At 42.5% G+C, this 15,692-nt stretch carries 14 protein-coding genes; 8 read left to right on the top strand and 6 right to left on the bottom strand.

Annotated features, from left to right (window positions below):
• Window positions 1–93 precede the first annotated feature (93 nt).
• Window positions 94–1,620, bottom strand: coding sequence for a flavocytochrome c (locus BP95_RS0118760; RefSeq protein ID WP_028533000.1), 1,527 nt, complete (start codon window positions 1,618–1,620; stop codon window positions 94–96).
• Between the two features lie 465 nt (window positions 1,621–2,085).
• A complete protein-coding gene (locus tag BP95_RS0118750; RefSeq protein WP_021253768.1) occupies window positions 2,086–3,042 on the bottom strand; it encodes an endonuclease/exonuclease/phosphatase family protein in 957 nt (318 codons plus the stop codon).
• Window positions 3,043–3,323: 281 nt separating this feature from the next.
• On the opposite strand from BP95_RS0118750, the gene BP95_RS0118745 reads away from it, so the two are divergent.
• The 7 genes from BP95_RS0118745 to BP95_RS0118715 all read left to right on the top strand — a co-directional run bounded on the left by BP95_RS0118745 (window position 3,324) and on the right by BP95_RS0118715 (window position 10,984).
• Window positions 3,324–4,505 carry a multidrug effflux MFS transporter gene (locus tag BP95_RS0118745; protein WP_028532999.1) on the top strand — a complete coding sequence of 394 codons (1,182 nt, stop codon included), beginning with the start codon at window positions 3,324–3,326 and terminating at the stop codon, window positions 4,503–4,505.
• A gap of 222 nt (window positions 4,506–4,727) precedes the next feature.
• Window positions 4,728–5,273, top strand: coding sequence for a hypothetical protein (locus BP95_RS0118740; protein WP_021253766.1), 546 nt, complete (start codon window positions 4,728–4,730; stop codon window positions 5,271–5,273).
• 240 nt (window positions 5,274–5,513) lie between these two features.
• The gene (locus BP95_RS0118735) at window positions 5,514–6,230 is read left to right on the top strand and encodes a lipoprotein BA_5634 family protein (RefSeq protein WP_021253765.1); all 717 of its coding nucleotides are present in this window, start codon (window positions 5,514–5,516) and stop codon (window positions 6,228–6,230) included.
• A 40-nt stretch (window positions 6,231–6,270) separates the two neighbouring features.
• Window positions 6,271–6,963: an ABC transporter ATP-binding protein gene (locus BP95_RS0118730; RefSeq protein WP_028532998.1), complete on the top strand. Its 693-nt coding sequence runs from the start codon at window positions 6,271–6,273 to the stop codon at window positions 6,961–6,963.
• 17 nt (window positions 6,964–6,980) lie between these two features.
• Complete coding sequence (locus BP95_RS0118725; RefSeq protein ID WP_028532997.1) at window positions 6,981–8,963, top strand: ABC transporter permease; 1,983 nt, start codon at window positions 6,981–6,983, stop codon at window positions 8,961–8,963.
• 85 nt (window positions 8,964–9,048) lie between these two features.
• The gene (locus BP95_RS0118720) at window positions 9,049–9,744 is read left to right on the top strand and encodes a response regulator transcription factor (RefSeq protein WP_021253762.1); all 696 of its coding nucleotides are present in this window, start codon (window positions 9,049–9,051) and stop codon (window positions 9,742–9,744) included.
• Between the two features lie 4 nt (window positions 9,745–9,748).
• Window positions 9,749–10,984 (top strand): HAMP domain-containing sensor histidine kinase, encoded by a 1,236-nt coding sequence (locus BP95_RS0118715; protein WP_028532996.1) that lies wholly within the window; start codon window positions 9,749–9,751, stop codon window positions 10,982–10,984.
• Window positions 10,985–11,117: 133 nt separating this feature from the next.
• Here the strand turns inward: BP95_RS0118715 and BP95_RS0118710 are convergent, their stop codons facing one another.
• From BP95_RS0118710 to BP95_RS0118695, 4 genes are all read right to left on the bottom strand, one after another.
• Window positions 11,118–11,501: a hypothetical protein gene (locus tag BP95_RS0118710; protein WP_021253760.1), complete on the bottom strand. Its 384-nt coding sequence runs from the start codon at window positions 11,499–11,501 to the stop codon at window positions 11,118–11,120.
• A gap of 222 nt (window positions 11,502–11,723) precedes the next feature.
• Window positions 11,724–12,335, bottom strand: a complete 612-nt coding sequence (locus BP95_RS0118705; RefSeq protein WP_028532995.1) for a flavin reductase family protein — start codon at window positions 12,333–12,335, stop codon at window positions 11,724–11,726.
• Between the two features lie 4 nt (window positions 12,336–12,339).
• Window positions 12,340–12,954 (bottom strand): alpha/beta hydrolase, encoded by a 615-nt coding sequence (locus BP95_RS0118700; protein ID WP_021253758.1) that lies wholly within the window; start codon window positions 12,952–12,954, stop codon window positions 12,340–12,342.
• A gap of 2 nt (window positions 12,955–12,956) precedes the next feature.
• A complete protein-coding gene (locus BP95_RS0118695; RefSeq protein ID WP_028532994.1) occupies window positions 12,957–13,901 on the bottom strand; it encodes a ring-cleaving dioxygenase in 945 nt (314 codons plus the stop codon).
• A gap of 201 nt (window positions 13,902–14,102) precedes the next feature.
• On the opposite strand from BP95_RS0118695, the gene BP95_RS0118690 reads away from it, so the two are divergent.
• Entirely contained in the window at window positions 14,103–15,605 is a 1,503-nt protein-coding gene (locus BP95_RS0118690) for a GMC oxidoreductase (protein ID WP_231515145.1), read from the top strand.
• The last annotated feature ends 87 nt before the right edge of the window (window positions 15,606–15,692 follow it).

Here is a 15,692-nt window from a genome sequence, read left to right as displayed (position 1 = left end):
GGGAGTGATTATTGGGAGGAGAGAGTGTACAGATAAATAAAACGCTTGGACTACGAAGAGCCCAAGCGTTTGAGGGGGGGAGATATACTAGCTTTATTGTGCTTTTACAAATTCAGCAGATTTAATACCTGCTTGACGACCGAAGATAATGATATCTGCAACGGAGTTCCCGCCGATACGGTTCTCGCCGTGCAGGCCGCCGATGACTTCACCTGCTGCGTAGAGACCGGTTATAGCCTTGCCATCCTTGGTTACAACTTCGGTGTTTGTGTTGACTTTTACGCCGCCCATTGTGTAGTGGATACCAGGAGCAATTTTGATTGCATAGAATGGTCCAGCGGACAATTCGTTGTCCATGCCTGTTGTTCTGCCGAATTCAGCATCTTTTTTGTCTTTCACCGCGCCGTTCCATGTATCAAGTGTAGCTTTGAGCTGGTCGCCCGGAACGCCCATTACTTTGGCCAAATCTTCAACCGTTTCACCTTGGATGACAAATCCCATTTTGTCGTATTGTTGAATAGCTTTTGCACGGGATTTCACGCCAGAATCAAATACAAGGTAAGCTGCTTTGTCAGACAGTTTATTAATTGCTGCCGTTACGTTATCGCGAGTATCCAGCTCGTTCGTGAATCGTTTGCCGTCTTTATCAACCAAGATTGCACCTTCACCGCGAACTGCTTCCCCGATAAGATAGGACTTCTCTTGCTGTACAGTAGGGTGAACCTGAATTTGATCCATATCTACAGTTACGCCGCCGAGCTTCTCAATCATCGTAATGCCGTCACCAGTGCTGCCGATTTGGTTCGTTGTTACGAGACCTTTCAAATCAGGGCGAACAGAGGAGATCATGTCCATGTTAGCACCATAACCGCCTGTTGTGACAACAACTGCGTTTGCGGCAATGTTCTTCTCATCCTTCTCTTCGAAGAGGACTTTAACGCCGTTCACTTTTCCGTCTTTTTCTGTAATATCAGTAACTTTCGCATTTACGAAAACCGGAATTCCTTTGGACTGTACATTCTTGACCAAGCCGCTGACGAGATATTGTCCAACAGCAGATCCGTCTTCAGGACGGTGTGTACGTTTTTCCTTCATACCGCCAGTAATCGTAAGGTTGTTCAAGCGAATGCCAATGGAATCCAACCAGTCGATTGCGCTTGCGGAATTGTCTACGAAGTAACGAAGCATTTCTTTGTCGTTCGTACCGTGACCACCTTTTAATGTTTGTTCGAAGAAGAGGTCGTTATTGTCTTGAATGCCTTGCTCTTTTTGGAACTTGGTTTGAGATGCATTCATACCCGAAGAGGATTTCATCGTATTTCCGCCGGCTGCTGGCATTTTTTCGAAAATAACGGGATTCATGCCTTTGGCTTTGGCCTCAAGAGCAGCAGTCATTCCCGCTCCGCCAGCACCGATGATGATGATATCATATTTGTCTTTCAGTTGATCGATAGGGGTATAGCTCGCTTTAGAAGCGCCGGACACAGCTTCTGTTTCTGGTTTCTCCGTTTTTGCTGCGTTGTCTTGACCCTGCGTCTTGTTCCCATTACCACCGCATCCTGCGATGATAAGCATGATCGACAGAAGAAGAATCATTGTTGCTGTAGCTTTCTTTCTCATGTGAAACCCTCCACTTTCTATCTCTTTATAAATGAACATAGTTTCAATACCCAGAATAAAATCAGACGAAGCAAACCAGATGTTGGGGTGGCTATGTACTCCAATTTTCCCGTTATTGACTGACGGCTATTTTGGGTGCTGTTTCGTGCTGAAAGGGTATGTGTTGATGTTCATTTCAATTTTAATCTACTTTCAACCTAGTGTTTGTGATGTATTTCACAATAGAAGGTGATTTTTATCATATTTATCATGCGTAAATATTGGTAATTCTGATTTCTGCACTTGATTCCTTCGAGCTGTGTGATAAGCAGTACGCTTGAATTCATTTGTAATTGGAGTACTTTGGAAGGGATGTCACTCATTGAAATAGGTGAATAAAAAGGCATTTTCATGAGCGCATGCCCGTTCTGAGGAGGGATGCTCATTGAAAATGCCTCTGTTGAAGAGTATTCTGTCCAATCTAGATTAGTAACAATTTTTGTTCAGCTTTAATGCTGCGGAAACTCCCGCATGATCGGAAGGCCACAGTCCTGTTTCGGTTCGATCTTGCTGCTTCTCTCCAGCATTATCTGCCTTGAGGGGTATCCATCCATTTTTGAAAAGAATGTAGTCGATTCTTGAGAGTAAGGAAGATTGATTATTCAATAGGTCGGCGTCTTGACAGCAAGTAAATCCATTGCCTTTACCGACTTCTACCCACGTGTCATGGAAACCATCTGCTAAAAATAAGCCGTAGGTGGGGGTTCCGGTCCCATCTGCATTTGAATTCAAGTCCCCTGTAACAATCAAGGGAAGCTGGCTATTTCCTGGCCCATCAATAATCTCCTGTGCTTGTGCAACCTGTATAGCTGGAGAGAGTGGTTCCAAATGAGTATTAATGATTCTAAATGTACGTCCATGCCAACACACACCAATGGAAGACCATCCTCGTACCACTACAAAAGGTTGCCCACCAATTTGAATAACAAGATTCGTATTGAAATTTGCTTCAGTCTTTTGAACGATCTTAAGCTTGCTGCTTGTGCGGATCAAAATAGCATCTCTATCAAGAAATCGAACAGTGTTGCCATGACTATCCGGAAGCTCTGCCGAGAAATTATGATTGACAGCTGCCACTTCATAACGCAATCCGAGTTCCCGCAGTTCCTTTAGTAGTAAGCTGATAAAGTCATACGTGACGGTTCGAAAGCTTGGGATCACAAGCTGAATTCGTTCTGCTTCCTGCAGGCTAATAAAGTCCGGTTTCTTGCTAGCAATCTGACGTGCTATGGATTTCACCCGAGTGAGGATATTTGTTGCGAGAAACTGGCGGAACACCTCGGTTACTCGCTCTGGTATCAACACGGGCGGTGCTGTAAATAGTGGGGAGGTATCTGCGCCCAAATACATATTCCATGTTAATAAGGAAAGATGCTTGCTCATCTATCATGACCCCCATTCTTTGATCTACTCTATTATAGTAGATGTAATTTGAGAGAAGTTGGAGACGGCGTAAGCAAGAAGGTTACCAATACAATCTTGTTCGTGCGTGGTAATATTTATGGGATTCTGATATAATCCACAATATATTTACCCCTATAACATTGTAAGGTGATCACTTATTATGGCACTCTCATTTGCAAGATTAATCAAATGCAAACCCCCGATACCCTGACATTTCGATGATGTAATTGAGATTTCCGAAATTATAGGGGGAATGTAACTTGGCACAAAAAATCTCAACTCCATCATTGCTTTTGTTTATTATTCTTGTGGGATTTCCACAAATCAGTGAAACGATATACACGCCTTCCTTGCCGGATATTGCTAGTCAATTGCAGGCAAGCAACAACATGATTCAGCTTACGCTCAGCATTTATTTTCTTGGTTTTGCGTTTGGCGTGTTTTGCTGGGGAAGGTTATCGGATGCAATTGGCAGACGTCCTGCTATGCTGTGGGGCATTTTCGTATATGGAATCGGTAGCCTAGGCTGTTACCTGTCAGGTTCCGTGGAATGGCTATTGGTAAGTCGGTTCATTCAGGCATTCGGAGCAAGTACAGGCTCGGTTGTCACGCAAACGATCTTGCGAGAAAGCATCGATGGCTCGAAGCGTCATGCTGTATTTGCTCAAATCTCAGCAGCTCTTGCCTTTACACCCGCTCTAGGGCCGCTGATTGGAGGCTGGGTCGACCAGTCGCTAGGCTTCAGGGCTGTATTTCTAACCCTTGTTGTGATGAGTGTGGCAATATTCGCGTACACGTTCGCTTCTTTGCCTGAGACGAGAGTTGCTACGACGACTTCGAATGTGAATACAATAGCTGTCGTCAAGCGCCTCATTGCAGACGGCAGGGTATGGGCATTTGGCTTTCTAATCGGCGCAACAAATGGCATTCTGTTCAGTTACTATGCAGAAGCTCCTTTCGTTTTTATTGAATACTATGAGATGACGCCCGGCATCTATGGCTTCTTTGGTATTTTTGTTGCGTTGTCATCAATAGTAGGAGCCATGTTGTCGAAAAGACTATTGTCCACCTATAAGCCAGAGCAGATCATTCTGATCGGCTGTCTTGTAACCGCACTCGGTGCAGGAGCGTTGGTCGGGTTTACGCTTAGTGGATTAAGCTCATCGCTGTTGTCCATGGGTGTATTTGTCGCCTGTATCTTCATCCTGCTGCTCGGTATCGGTATGGCGATTCCGAACTGCTTAAGCTTGGCGCTGGTGCGCTACAGCGATGTATTGGGGACAGCAGGAGCTATTTTTGGATTAGGGTATTATCTCATCGTGAGTCTGATTACGAGCGGAATGAGCTATTTGCATAATGACTCATTAGTGACGATGCCTATGTACTTCTTCGTGCTGGCAGCTATTATGGTTACCGTGAGCAGACGAATTTCGAGTGAGTAAGCAATGTAAACGCATAGCAACTAGAAGTGTTACTGCATAGAGACAGAAGCCGATTTTCTGAAATAGAAAATCGGCTTCTTTTGCTTTTTTTCATATGACCAAATGATTTGCATATAGATCTTAATCAAACAGTGAGGTTGAAGGAATTCCAAGTTCTGAGCGGAATGGTTAAATATGTATTTCAGTTCATCTATATTACTTCATATAGGAGTTGAACCACATTTGAATAATACATTCAAAACTACCTTAATCATCTTATTATCAGTGCTAATTGTATTTGGAATCCCAACGTTCATATTCTTAGAAGTCTACCAATTTCCTAAGAAGATCGATGTGGTTCGATCTGCTATAACTTATAATGAGAAAGACCCTTCATCTTTTAAGAAAACCTCGATTTACATATCCGGGACATTAGTTCGGCCTTTTCTACGACAACATAAATTCGTAGGTTCCATTCGAATTGACGGCATCGATATTTCGAACAAGTATATATCATTAGATACGTATATATTTGAAAAAATAAAAGGGATTAATTCAGGAAGCTTGCTTTATCATAGCCCAGACCTCAAAAAGTATAAAGAGGAAGGAGCTATCTGGGCAGGTATGATTTGGTTTGATGATGATTTTCAGGATATAAACATAGAGTGTTTCAAAGAGATGAAGGAGAATGTGGACTTTATTGTCACGGCTGATTCTTATGAAGCTGCGCTTCTTGTTCAACAGAAGATGAGGAAAGCTTTTGGATCTGGCTTTATGCCGAGTGAATAGTTCGATTTGAAATGCGTGGTATTCAATAGAGAAGTCCGTAAACACATAAAACAGCGGCAGTCTCGGGCAATTTTGGTCCATGACTGTCGCTATTTTATCTGGAAAAGTCACGTGTTCATTTCGATTCTTACTAAAAAGTAAGGAAAATGATGAAAATGGTTAGACAAGAGTCATTAACTTGAGAAGCAAAGTCATCTATAATCCAGACATCAGATGAATTTGATAAAAGGAGCAGACAGGATGAAAAAAATAATTGGTTTCGTGTTGGTTATCGCTATTTTTGCAGGAATAGGATTTGGGGTAAAACGTTATATAGAAGGACCATCGCAACCGGCCGATGGAATTGTAGTGATTGGAACGAATCAAGATGTGAGCAAAGTCAAAGAGAAGTACAAAGATGTAAGCAAAGAAATGGTTGACTACAAAATGAAATTGGTTACAACAACAATAACTACAAAAATTGCAGAGCAAGATCGGGATGAAACGGGTGAAGAATTTTCAACTCGGTATATCAAGTATTCGGTTATTACTCGTTCTACAGCTGAGCAATTCATGAAGAAGGGGATTATTAGAGCCAGAAAAGAACCTGGCAGTGTGTCTATTCTTTCAGATCCAGTTACCTCCATCAAAGAATTATCGAATGGTAAAAACTTGTTATTCTCTTTATTTGACGAAACGAAGAATAACCAAATCGATTTGAATGGTCAGATGGTGCCTGTACAGTATGTGAAACATCAGGCGTGGATCGGGTATATGCCAACTATGGATCTTGTTATTGTTGACGACCAAACTTACAACAAATTAAAGGAAGCAGAGTCAACGCTCTCATTAATTCATTTCCAAAGATACAGCTACGATTATAAAAATAAAGAGAAGGTGAACAAGATTTTGGATGAAGTCAGAAGTGTGTATCCAGATAGCGAAGACAAAGTAAACTTTGTAGATGTTCAAGATTAAGTGTAAGAGTTTGAACTTTACATGATAAGTGGGTGACAGTATGGAAGTTGTACGCATGGAAAATGTAGTGAAGAGCTATGGCGAAGGCAATAGTAGGGTAGACGCGTTAAAAGGGATTTCCCTCTCGATTCAACAAGGAGAATTTGTCTCCATCGTAGGTGTGTCCGGCTCCGGGAAAAGCACACTGCTGCATATATTAGGAGGGTTGGATCGGCCGACTTCAGGACAAGTATTCATTGGGGAAAATAGTATTTACGATTATTCGGATGATGAGCTTTCGATATTCAGAAGAAGAAAAGTCGGATTCATTTTTCAATTCTTTAACTTGATTCCGGTATTAAATGTTCAGGAAAATATCGCTTTGCCCTCGATATTAGATAATGAACAGGTAGATATGACGTATCTCGATGAAATTATAGAAACTCTAGGGCTTCATGAACGGAAGACTCATCTGCCCTCCGAACTATCTGGCGGCCAGCAGCAACGGGTCTCCATTGGCAGAGCGCTTATCAATCGTCCGCATTTGATACTGGCCGATGAGCCCACAGGCAACCTAGATACGAAAAATACGAAGGAAGTCATGGATTTATTACGTTTGACAGCGAAGAAATACAATCAAACCATTGTGTTGATTACGCATGATTTATCGATTGCATCGGCTTCCGATCGGGTCATTACGATCGAAGACGGTAGTATCATTTCAGATCAACGGCTAGCTGCGAATCAGGCATAGACTGGAGGAGAATGAAGTTGATCAGCAGTTACAAACAACTAAGCAGCCGATATTTAAAAGGGAATATCAAGCGAACCATCTTGACCCTGGTCGGAATCATACTCTCTGTAGCGTTAATTTCCACGATTGGCCTGTTTATGAGAGGATCGCAGCTCTCCCAAATTGAAAACATCAAAAAGCTGAATGGGTTTTCGTTTCATGTCGGCATATCCAATTACGATGAAGCAATATTGAATAAAATCAGATATAATCCTCAAATCGCATCGTATGGATTGATGTCTCAGGGCAAAACAATCCCACTTGGGGACGTTTCGGTACAAATGAGTTTCGCCGATCATCGTGCAATGGAGTTTTTACCCTATAGCCTTTTGGATGGCCAATTACCTGCAAATGAGCATGAGGCGGCTGTAGATTCATGGACGCTTCCTTATATTAATAAAAATCTTAAGCTCGGAGAATCCTTTCAATTGGATGGAGAAACCTATAAACTTGTTGGGTTGCTCGACAATCGCGAGTTTACACAGAAAAGTAAAGTTGGCCGCTTATTAACCTATAAGCATGATTTTGCCATCGGTGAAGGCCAAATATTAATTACAATCAACCATAACGCGAACTTTAATGAAGTTTTGGACGAGATCAAATCATTTACGGGAACTGAGAAGCTGGTGATCAATGAAGAATTGATCAGAGTGTTGAAGCCGCAGTCGAATCGTTCGATTTTGGCCGTGCTCGTCATCGTCATCAGTATCGTTGTGGTTGCGACAGCTGTCGTCATCTATAACGCTTTTCAAATTAGTGTCGTTGAGCGGATGAAACAGTTCGGATTGCTCCGAAGTATTGGCGCTACGCGCAAGCAGATTCGACACATCGTCATGAGAGAGGCTGCTGTACTGGCTGTTATCGCGATCCCGATTGGGATTGTATGCAGCATCCTGGCACTTGCAGCTCTACAGTTCATTTTCTACCTGTTATTAGAAACGGGTGCAAGCGTCTCGTTCTTACATATCGATTGGTCGATCATATTGATCAGTTCGCTCATTACCCTGACAGCGGTGCTGGCGTCCAGCTATTATCCTGCTTTTTTTGCAGGCAGAATATCTCCCTTGCTGGCAATCAGCAGCAGGTTATCGATAAGGAAAGAATCGATCAAAAAACAAAAAAATACGGTGCTGAAAAAGCCGGTTTCTTTTCCAATGAGCCTGGCCTTGAAAAATGTAAAAAGAAATAAAAATCGATATACGATTACCATCTTATCCATCATTATAAGTAGTGTATTGTTTATTACTTTTTCGTCGATTATGGATATCGCATTTGCAACCAAATACGTGAACAATGAGTCCACGAAATCGGATCTAACCATCTATCTGCAAGATGATATACATGGTAAGACATCAGCAAGACAACAAGTTATGGAGCAGTTGAAGTCGCTTAGTAATGTATCTGAAGTTAGCCAACAGGACGCTAGTTTTCGAATCAAATTGAAGGATGTCAATCAATCTAGCGCGACAGTTGCGGACATCCAGCAGACCGTTGGAACCAAGCACTCGATTACAATCGTTAATCAGCTGGACGAGAATAAAACAAGGAAAGAATCAGAGCTTGTGATTAAAGTGCTCGTATATGGTTTTATTGCGGTTATTTCTCTGATTGGCAGTGTGAATATCATTAATACGATTACGATCAGTATCATCATTAGACGAAAAGAACTGGCTGCATTAAAATCAATAGGCATGTCGCAAAAAGATCTGAAAAAAATGATTATCTATGAAGCGCTCATTTATGGTGTTTCTGGAAGTTTACAAGGGATATTTTTCGGTTGTATACTTTCTTATATATTATATTTGGCTGTTTCCGGTATCAAGAAGCTTGAATGGACGATTCCTTATTCGGCTTGTCTCATTACGTTTGCTGCTGCATTGTTCATCAGTTATGTATCAGTTCTGATTCCGCTGCGCAAAATCCAAAAGGATAATATTATTGATGTGATCAGGGAAGAATAATACGAAGGGCCTGGCTATGTGTATAGTCAGGCTATTCTGATTTTGTTGGCCTATGGCTGAAATAGAAAGAGGAGGAGGCCACGCGTTGAGCAACATATTGCTGGTTGAAGATGATGATGCTCTTGGTCTAGCTATCGAATTTTCATTGAAAAATGAGGGGTATGAGCTGGTCAAAGCATCTAGTGTCAGAGAAGCGAAGCAGCAGTTTGATCATCGTACTTTTCATTTAATTATTCTAGATATCGGCCTTCCAGATGGAAATGGCTATGATTTATGCATGCATTTTAAAAAACATAGCGATACACCAGTTATTTTCTTAACCGCCCTTGATGAAGAAGCAAATGTGGTCATGGGACTGGATATTGGTGGGGACGATTATATTACGAAGCCCTTTCGCGTGAAGGAACTCATGTCCAGAGTGAAAGTGCAATTGCGCAAGCAAGCGCGTCTAGGGACTACTTCCACGATCTTAACATCTGAGAATATCAAAATCGATATGAACCTAGTCAAGGCGTACAAAAATCAAGAGAGCATTCCGGTAACGAATTTAGAATATAAACTTCTTCTCACATTCATGATGAACGCCCACAAAGCACTGAAAAGAGATGAGCTCCTTATGAATATAACGGAAGGTGATGAGGTTTTCTTTGATGAAAATACGTTATCTGTATACATTCGACGATTGCGAGATAAAGTAGAAGATGATCCGAGAAATCCGCAGTTTATCGTCACACAAAGAGGATTGGGCTACCGCTGGAGCAAGGATGTGAGCAGAGAGTAAGATGATGAAAAATATCGAGTTGAAAGGCTATATCACGATACTGGCCGTTCTGTTAACGTTATTTACCGTTTATCAATTCATTACCCAACAACTGTTCTACAATCAATTGAAAAGCGATTCCATTGCATCTTGGGGGGAAATTACCGCAAGATTGGTTGAGCAAAACCCTGAGAATGAAGCGGAAATTTTGAAAGTCTTAACTAGCCATTCTACGGACTCCATTCTATATCAGGAAAAAGGGAGAGAGATTTTAAGGCATTATGGACTATATGAAGGTCTGGAGTCACAGCTTTTCCCACTTCTAAATAATCATATTGTTAGCCATAACCAATTTATGTTTTGGGGATTGGTGTGTTTCGGATGTATTCTGCTTCTGGCAAGCTATTTACAGCACAAGATGATCTTCCAGAAAATTAGACAGCTTACTTCGGCTGCCAAAAGAATAATCGATGGGGATTATTCGGTTGTTATTAATGAGAACAAAGAAGGGGATCTCGCGAAACTGGCAGTTTCCTTTCGTTCGATGAAAGATATTATTCGCAAAAGCATGCAGGATTTACGTGATGAGAGGGCATTTCTAGTACAAATGCTGCAGGATATATCTCATCAATTAAAAACACCGCTTTCCACGATATCTATCTACAATGAGATGATGATGAATGACAGTTTACCGCGCCAGCAACAAGTTCAACTGTTGGGAAATAATGATGTGCAGATCTCAAGAATGAATGTGTTGATTCACAATTTGTTGAAGGTAGCGAAAATCGATGCAAGAGCTATTTCATTTGAGAAAGAATCGGCCAATTTAGTAGAGACCATTGAGGACGCTCTAGATCGCTTACAGAGCATGATTACCAATCAGCATATATCGATTGATTGGCATACCCCGGAGGAAGTCGTCGTTGTTCACGATAAAGTATGGATGCAGGAAGCATTATTGAATCTGCTGAAGAATGCGATAGAACACTCCGAACCGGGTGAGAAGATTAAGATTGCAATCGAAGATACACCGATTTATACAGAGCTTGTGATTCAAGACTTCGGAGAGGGAATTGCTGCTGAGGAATTGCCACATATTTTTGAACGATTCTACAAAGCTAGAGGCTCCAAAAAGCATGACTCGGTAGGGATTGGCTTAGCCTTAGCCAAATCTATTATCGAAGCACATCAAGCCTTGATTAAGGTGGAAAGTGAGAGATACGCGTATACGAAATTTACGGTTACGTTCATGAAATATTAATGTTCACTTCTTAACCACAAAAAACAGCGGCAGTTCGGACGATGTGTTGTCCATAACTGTCGCTGTCTTCATTTCTAGCAGATCCATTTCTTGTTATTGCAAGAAATGTGGTTGGTATTATATCAACCTCAGGTCAATTAATGAAATAAGTAGCCGTGATGTGGTTGATTGTATAGGTGGAAGGTGCCGCAAACTGCAAATACAGATACCCGTCTTCAGTCGCAGTGAAAATTCTTCCTACATTGCTGTTGAAAAATGTCCCGAGATGATTGCTCGAGTCATATACCGAAAAATACGAATAGCTCCCTTGTGCATAGACCGTAAGCTGTTGGCCTTTCTTCAAATAGATCCCTTCCAGTGAGCTCAGTTCATTGGGACGAAGTGCAAAGTACTTAACGAACTTCTGTGTTTGTTGAACCTCAGGCTTGACAGCATCGACAGGTGCAGTGGAAGCATATGCAGGTGCTGCTGTAGCCAGGGCGACCAGTACTGATAATGACATAAGCAATTTCTTCAAACGGATTCAACTCCTCTGATAGTTTTGTAAGTAATATCTGGAAGTTATGTTAAATATAACTCAATATCGGATTCTTGTAAACACTAAATTCCGATTTTTTTTGTAGGAAATGAAAAGATATCAATACGTGAAGAAAGGCTGCCAATCATTTTGGCAGCCTTTACTATGATTAAAGATATTGTGATTCATTGATTTGTAGGATTGCGAACTCAAAACTATCAATTAATTGGGTCGATCAATGCTAAAGATTTCATCTAACTTCGAGTAGTTGTTACCGGCTAATCGGCTCACTGGCTTTAATCGTTGTGCATCGATACGCCCGCCCTCAACCAATTCTTCCGCAATGTGAAAGCACACGACTCTCCCGATAATGAGATCACATGCTGGAGACGAAGGCGATCCGCCGAGAGCAAGAGATTGCTCTAACGTACATTCCATGCGGATTTTGGCTTCGGCAATCCCTGGAACCTTAATCTTGGTGCTTGGGATGGAAGTAAGTTGAGCGAAGTCCACTTCGCTCTCATCTGGCGGAAGATTGGCCGCGGTTAGATTGATTGCCTCGATGTAATCCTCATCCGATATATGAACAACAAACGAGCCAGTTTCCATCATATTTCTAGATGTATCTTTGCGAACGCCATTTTTTCTTTGAACGGATACAGAAACCATGGGCGGATTGGCAGAGATGATATTGAAATAGCTATAAGGTGCGGCATTTAATACGCCTTCAGCTGACAATGTTGTGATGAACGCGATCGGTCTTGGAAGGATACTGCCGATTAGCAGTTTATAATTATCCCGCTCGGTTTGCTCCTCCGGATAAATGGTTAGCATGGGCTCACCCCTGATTGATATGGCTTTGCAACCAAGATGAGGCTGCATGAACCTCAGAATGCGTTAATTGATGGCCTTGCTGCTCCCAATGTACGGTTACATGTGCACCTGCTTGGGTTAACAGCGTCTGCAGTTCTTCCGTCTCTTGCGGTGCGCAAATCGGATCGTTCGTTCCTGCACCGATAAATACAGGCGTACCGGACAGGTCGGGCAGTTTCAGCCCGCGACGCGGAACCATAGGGTGATGCAACACTGCTCCTCTTAGAGAACCTTGGTGGTGAAATAAGAGGCTTCCGGCAATATTGGCTCCATTGGAGTAGCCGACTGCAATGAAGTTGTTGCGATCAAGCTCATACTTCGTCGCTGCTTCATTCAGAAATTCATTCAGCTCATTCGTTCTAAAGATAAGATCCTCTTCATCAAAGACACCTTCGCTTAATCTACGGAAAAAGCGAGGCATGCCGTGCTCAAGTACATTTCCTCTGATGCTCAGCACGGAAGACTCCGGCGATACGATTTGTGCAACCGGGAGCAAATCATGCTCAGTTCCGCCAGTACCGTGGAGCAGGACGAGTGTAGGCTTTGATGGATCCGTGCCTTTTTGAAAAATATGCTGCATAATTATTTCCCCTCCAATTCGCGTACTTGGATAGGAGGCAGTAGCTTTTCGATTTGTGCCCGGTGTGGTTCATATTGTGCAGGCAGCTTCAAATCCGTACCAAGCTCCTCAAATGTCTCATCACGGGTGAATCCTGGAGGATCGGTAGCAATCTCGAATAAGATTTCTCCCTGCTCACGGAAATAAATTGCATTGAAATATTGACGATCGACGACCGGAGTTGGGTGATAGCCAGCTTGTGCAACATGCTCTCTCCATTCCTCATGATCCTCAAAGTCTTTGGCGCGCCATGCGATATGGTGCACGGTACCGTAACCGCCCGAGCCGCGTTCCATTGGTGCGATATTAATGTCGATTACATTGCCCAGATCGGCGCTGCCTTTGAAGCGCATCCAGTCTCCTTCTTCTCCGATCTTTTCGAATCCCATCACGTTCTCAAGCAATTCAGAGGTTGCCTTCGGATGAGTGCTGTACAATACAGCTCCTCCAAAACCTTTAACGGCCTTGTCCACCGGGATTCCTCCAAAAGACCATTTGCTATTTGGGCCATCCTCTCGTTCTACGATTTCGAGCTGCAGCCCGTCATGATCCGAGAATTGCAAGTATTGTTCGCCAAATCTGTTTGTTCGGGTTGTTTGTACACCGAAATGTTGCAACCGCGCTTCCCAGAAGTCCATGGAGCCCGTAGGAACGACAAACGTTGTCACTCCCACTTGTCCGCCGCCGACGCGGCCTTTCCGTCCCGTTTCCCAAGGGAAAAATGTCATAATCGTTCCGGGACTTCCGTTTTCATTCCCGAAATAAAAATGATACACCTCAGGAGCATCGAAATTCACTGTCTTTTTTACAAGACGAATACCTAGTATCCCTGCATAAAAATCGATGTTTTCTTGCGCGTTTCTAGCAAATGCCGTGATGTGGTGAATACCTGTTGAATGTTTCTCCATGATAATTGCTCCTTTTGCATTTATTTTTATTGTTTCCCATAACCTCTTTTTCAATTTAGAAGACCTTCGTATTGGAAAGCTGCTCTCCTTTTCTAATAGTTATTAATGATGAGCTGCTTTATAAAAGTTAGTATAACACAAATTATCTCGAAATCAAGATATTAAAATGAAAGGGAGCAGAATGCTTAATGAATTTGGAATATGAGACAAGAAGCGGGTAATAAAATGGTGTGGACTCTAAGATGGAGAGGAATGATCCATATGTGGGTGTACCCTAATAATTGGATACCTACCAAATCGCTCGATGAAATGGCCAATACAGAATATGACGTGCTTATTGTGGGGAGTGGCGCAGGTGGTGGAGCAATGCTATATAGATTATGCGAGTTATGGAAAAACCAAGGGGCAAAGCGAATTGGGATTCTTGAAAAAGGGGATAAACTATTTCATTCGCATGCATTAAATATCCCCACCATGAATGTCGACCGTATGCGTGATCAATTATGGCCCGATAATTCTACTCCTATCGGGGAGCGGCTTCCGGAATTTTCAGGAGCTAGGTTAACGTTTGCTCTCGGCGGGAGAACATTGTTTTGGAATGCTGCTTGTCCTCGACCCGCAGAGTTTCAACTTCAATCTTGGCCTATTCATCCAGCTGAATTGGACGCATATTTTAGGACTGCAGAACGTGTATTGCATTGCACTACATCTTATGCCGATGGCTCTACCATGCAAAGGATTCTCTTGAATCGGCTTCATGCAGGTGGAGTACTAGAGGCAACTGATATGCCTCTTGCCATTGATATGTCAGGCCCACGTATGGGGGAAATTCATTCTAATGCATGGTTCAGTTCCATTCATTTTCTTGCTTATGCCCTAAATGATAGACCTTTTGATCTTGCAGTGAATGCCTATACGACTCGGGTGCTCGTCGAAAATGGAAAAGCATCAGGCGTAAGTGTAATATCTCCGGATAAAAAAACGCATACCATTCGAGCCAAAAATGTTGTCATTTCTGCAAGTACATTGGAAACACCTCGCATTTTGCTCAATTCGAGCATACAAGGAGCAGCAATCGGACGCTATTTAACCAATCATTCATTTGTATTGGGTACGGGGAAAATAAGCCGTCGGGAGTTTTCTGATAATCTTGGTAACCTGGCAATCTTGAAACGTGAAACAAGAGAATCCCCGTATCAAATACAAATCTTAGGTCCTAATCAATTCTTCTCATACCAGCAATTCGAGGATAAAGTGCTCCCGGATCAACTGAGTATCGTATATGCTGCCTTTGGTTTAGTGGAGTCGCGGCCAGAGAATAGAGTTTATTCAGATCCAAACCGTCAAGATGAATACGGCGTGCCTTTAAACCAAGTTGATTTTTCTTATAGCAACAAAGATTATACAGTGATTCAGCAAATGCGTGATGGTATTGCTCGATCGGCAAATGCAATGGGAGTAATTTTAGATGGGGAGCCTACCTTATTTCCGCCAGGTAGCGATGTTCATGAATCTTGTACCTGCCGAATGGGAACTGACCCCGCTACCTCAGCGACTAACCGTTATGGAGAAATTCATGGAGTTTCCGGTCTTTACGTCGCTGATAATAGCGTGATACCCGTTCTTGCTGCAGCGAACCCAACAAATTCTACGGTTGCATTAGCATTTCGAACAGCCGATCATATTGTGCGTACGAATAGGTAAGGGCAGTTTTTACTTGGGAGCGTTCATGGTTTCAGGCATTTATTCAGCGATTCAATAATGAACCTCCCAGGATAAAAACATTCTTTT

The organism is Paenibacillus sp. UNC217MF (assembly GCF_000686865.1).
GTDB classification, from domain to species: Bacteria; Bacillota; Bacilli; order Paenibacillales; family Paenibacillaceae; genus Paenibacillus_B; species Paenibacillus_B suaedae.
The sequence above is the reverse complement of the archived record's forward strand: the minus strand, read 5'-3'. Positions and strand labels throughout refer to the sequence as shown.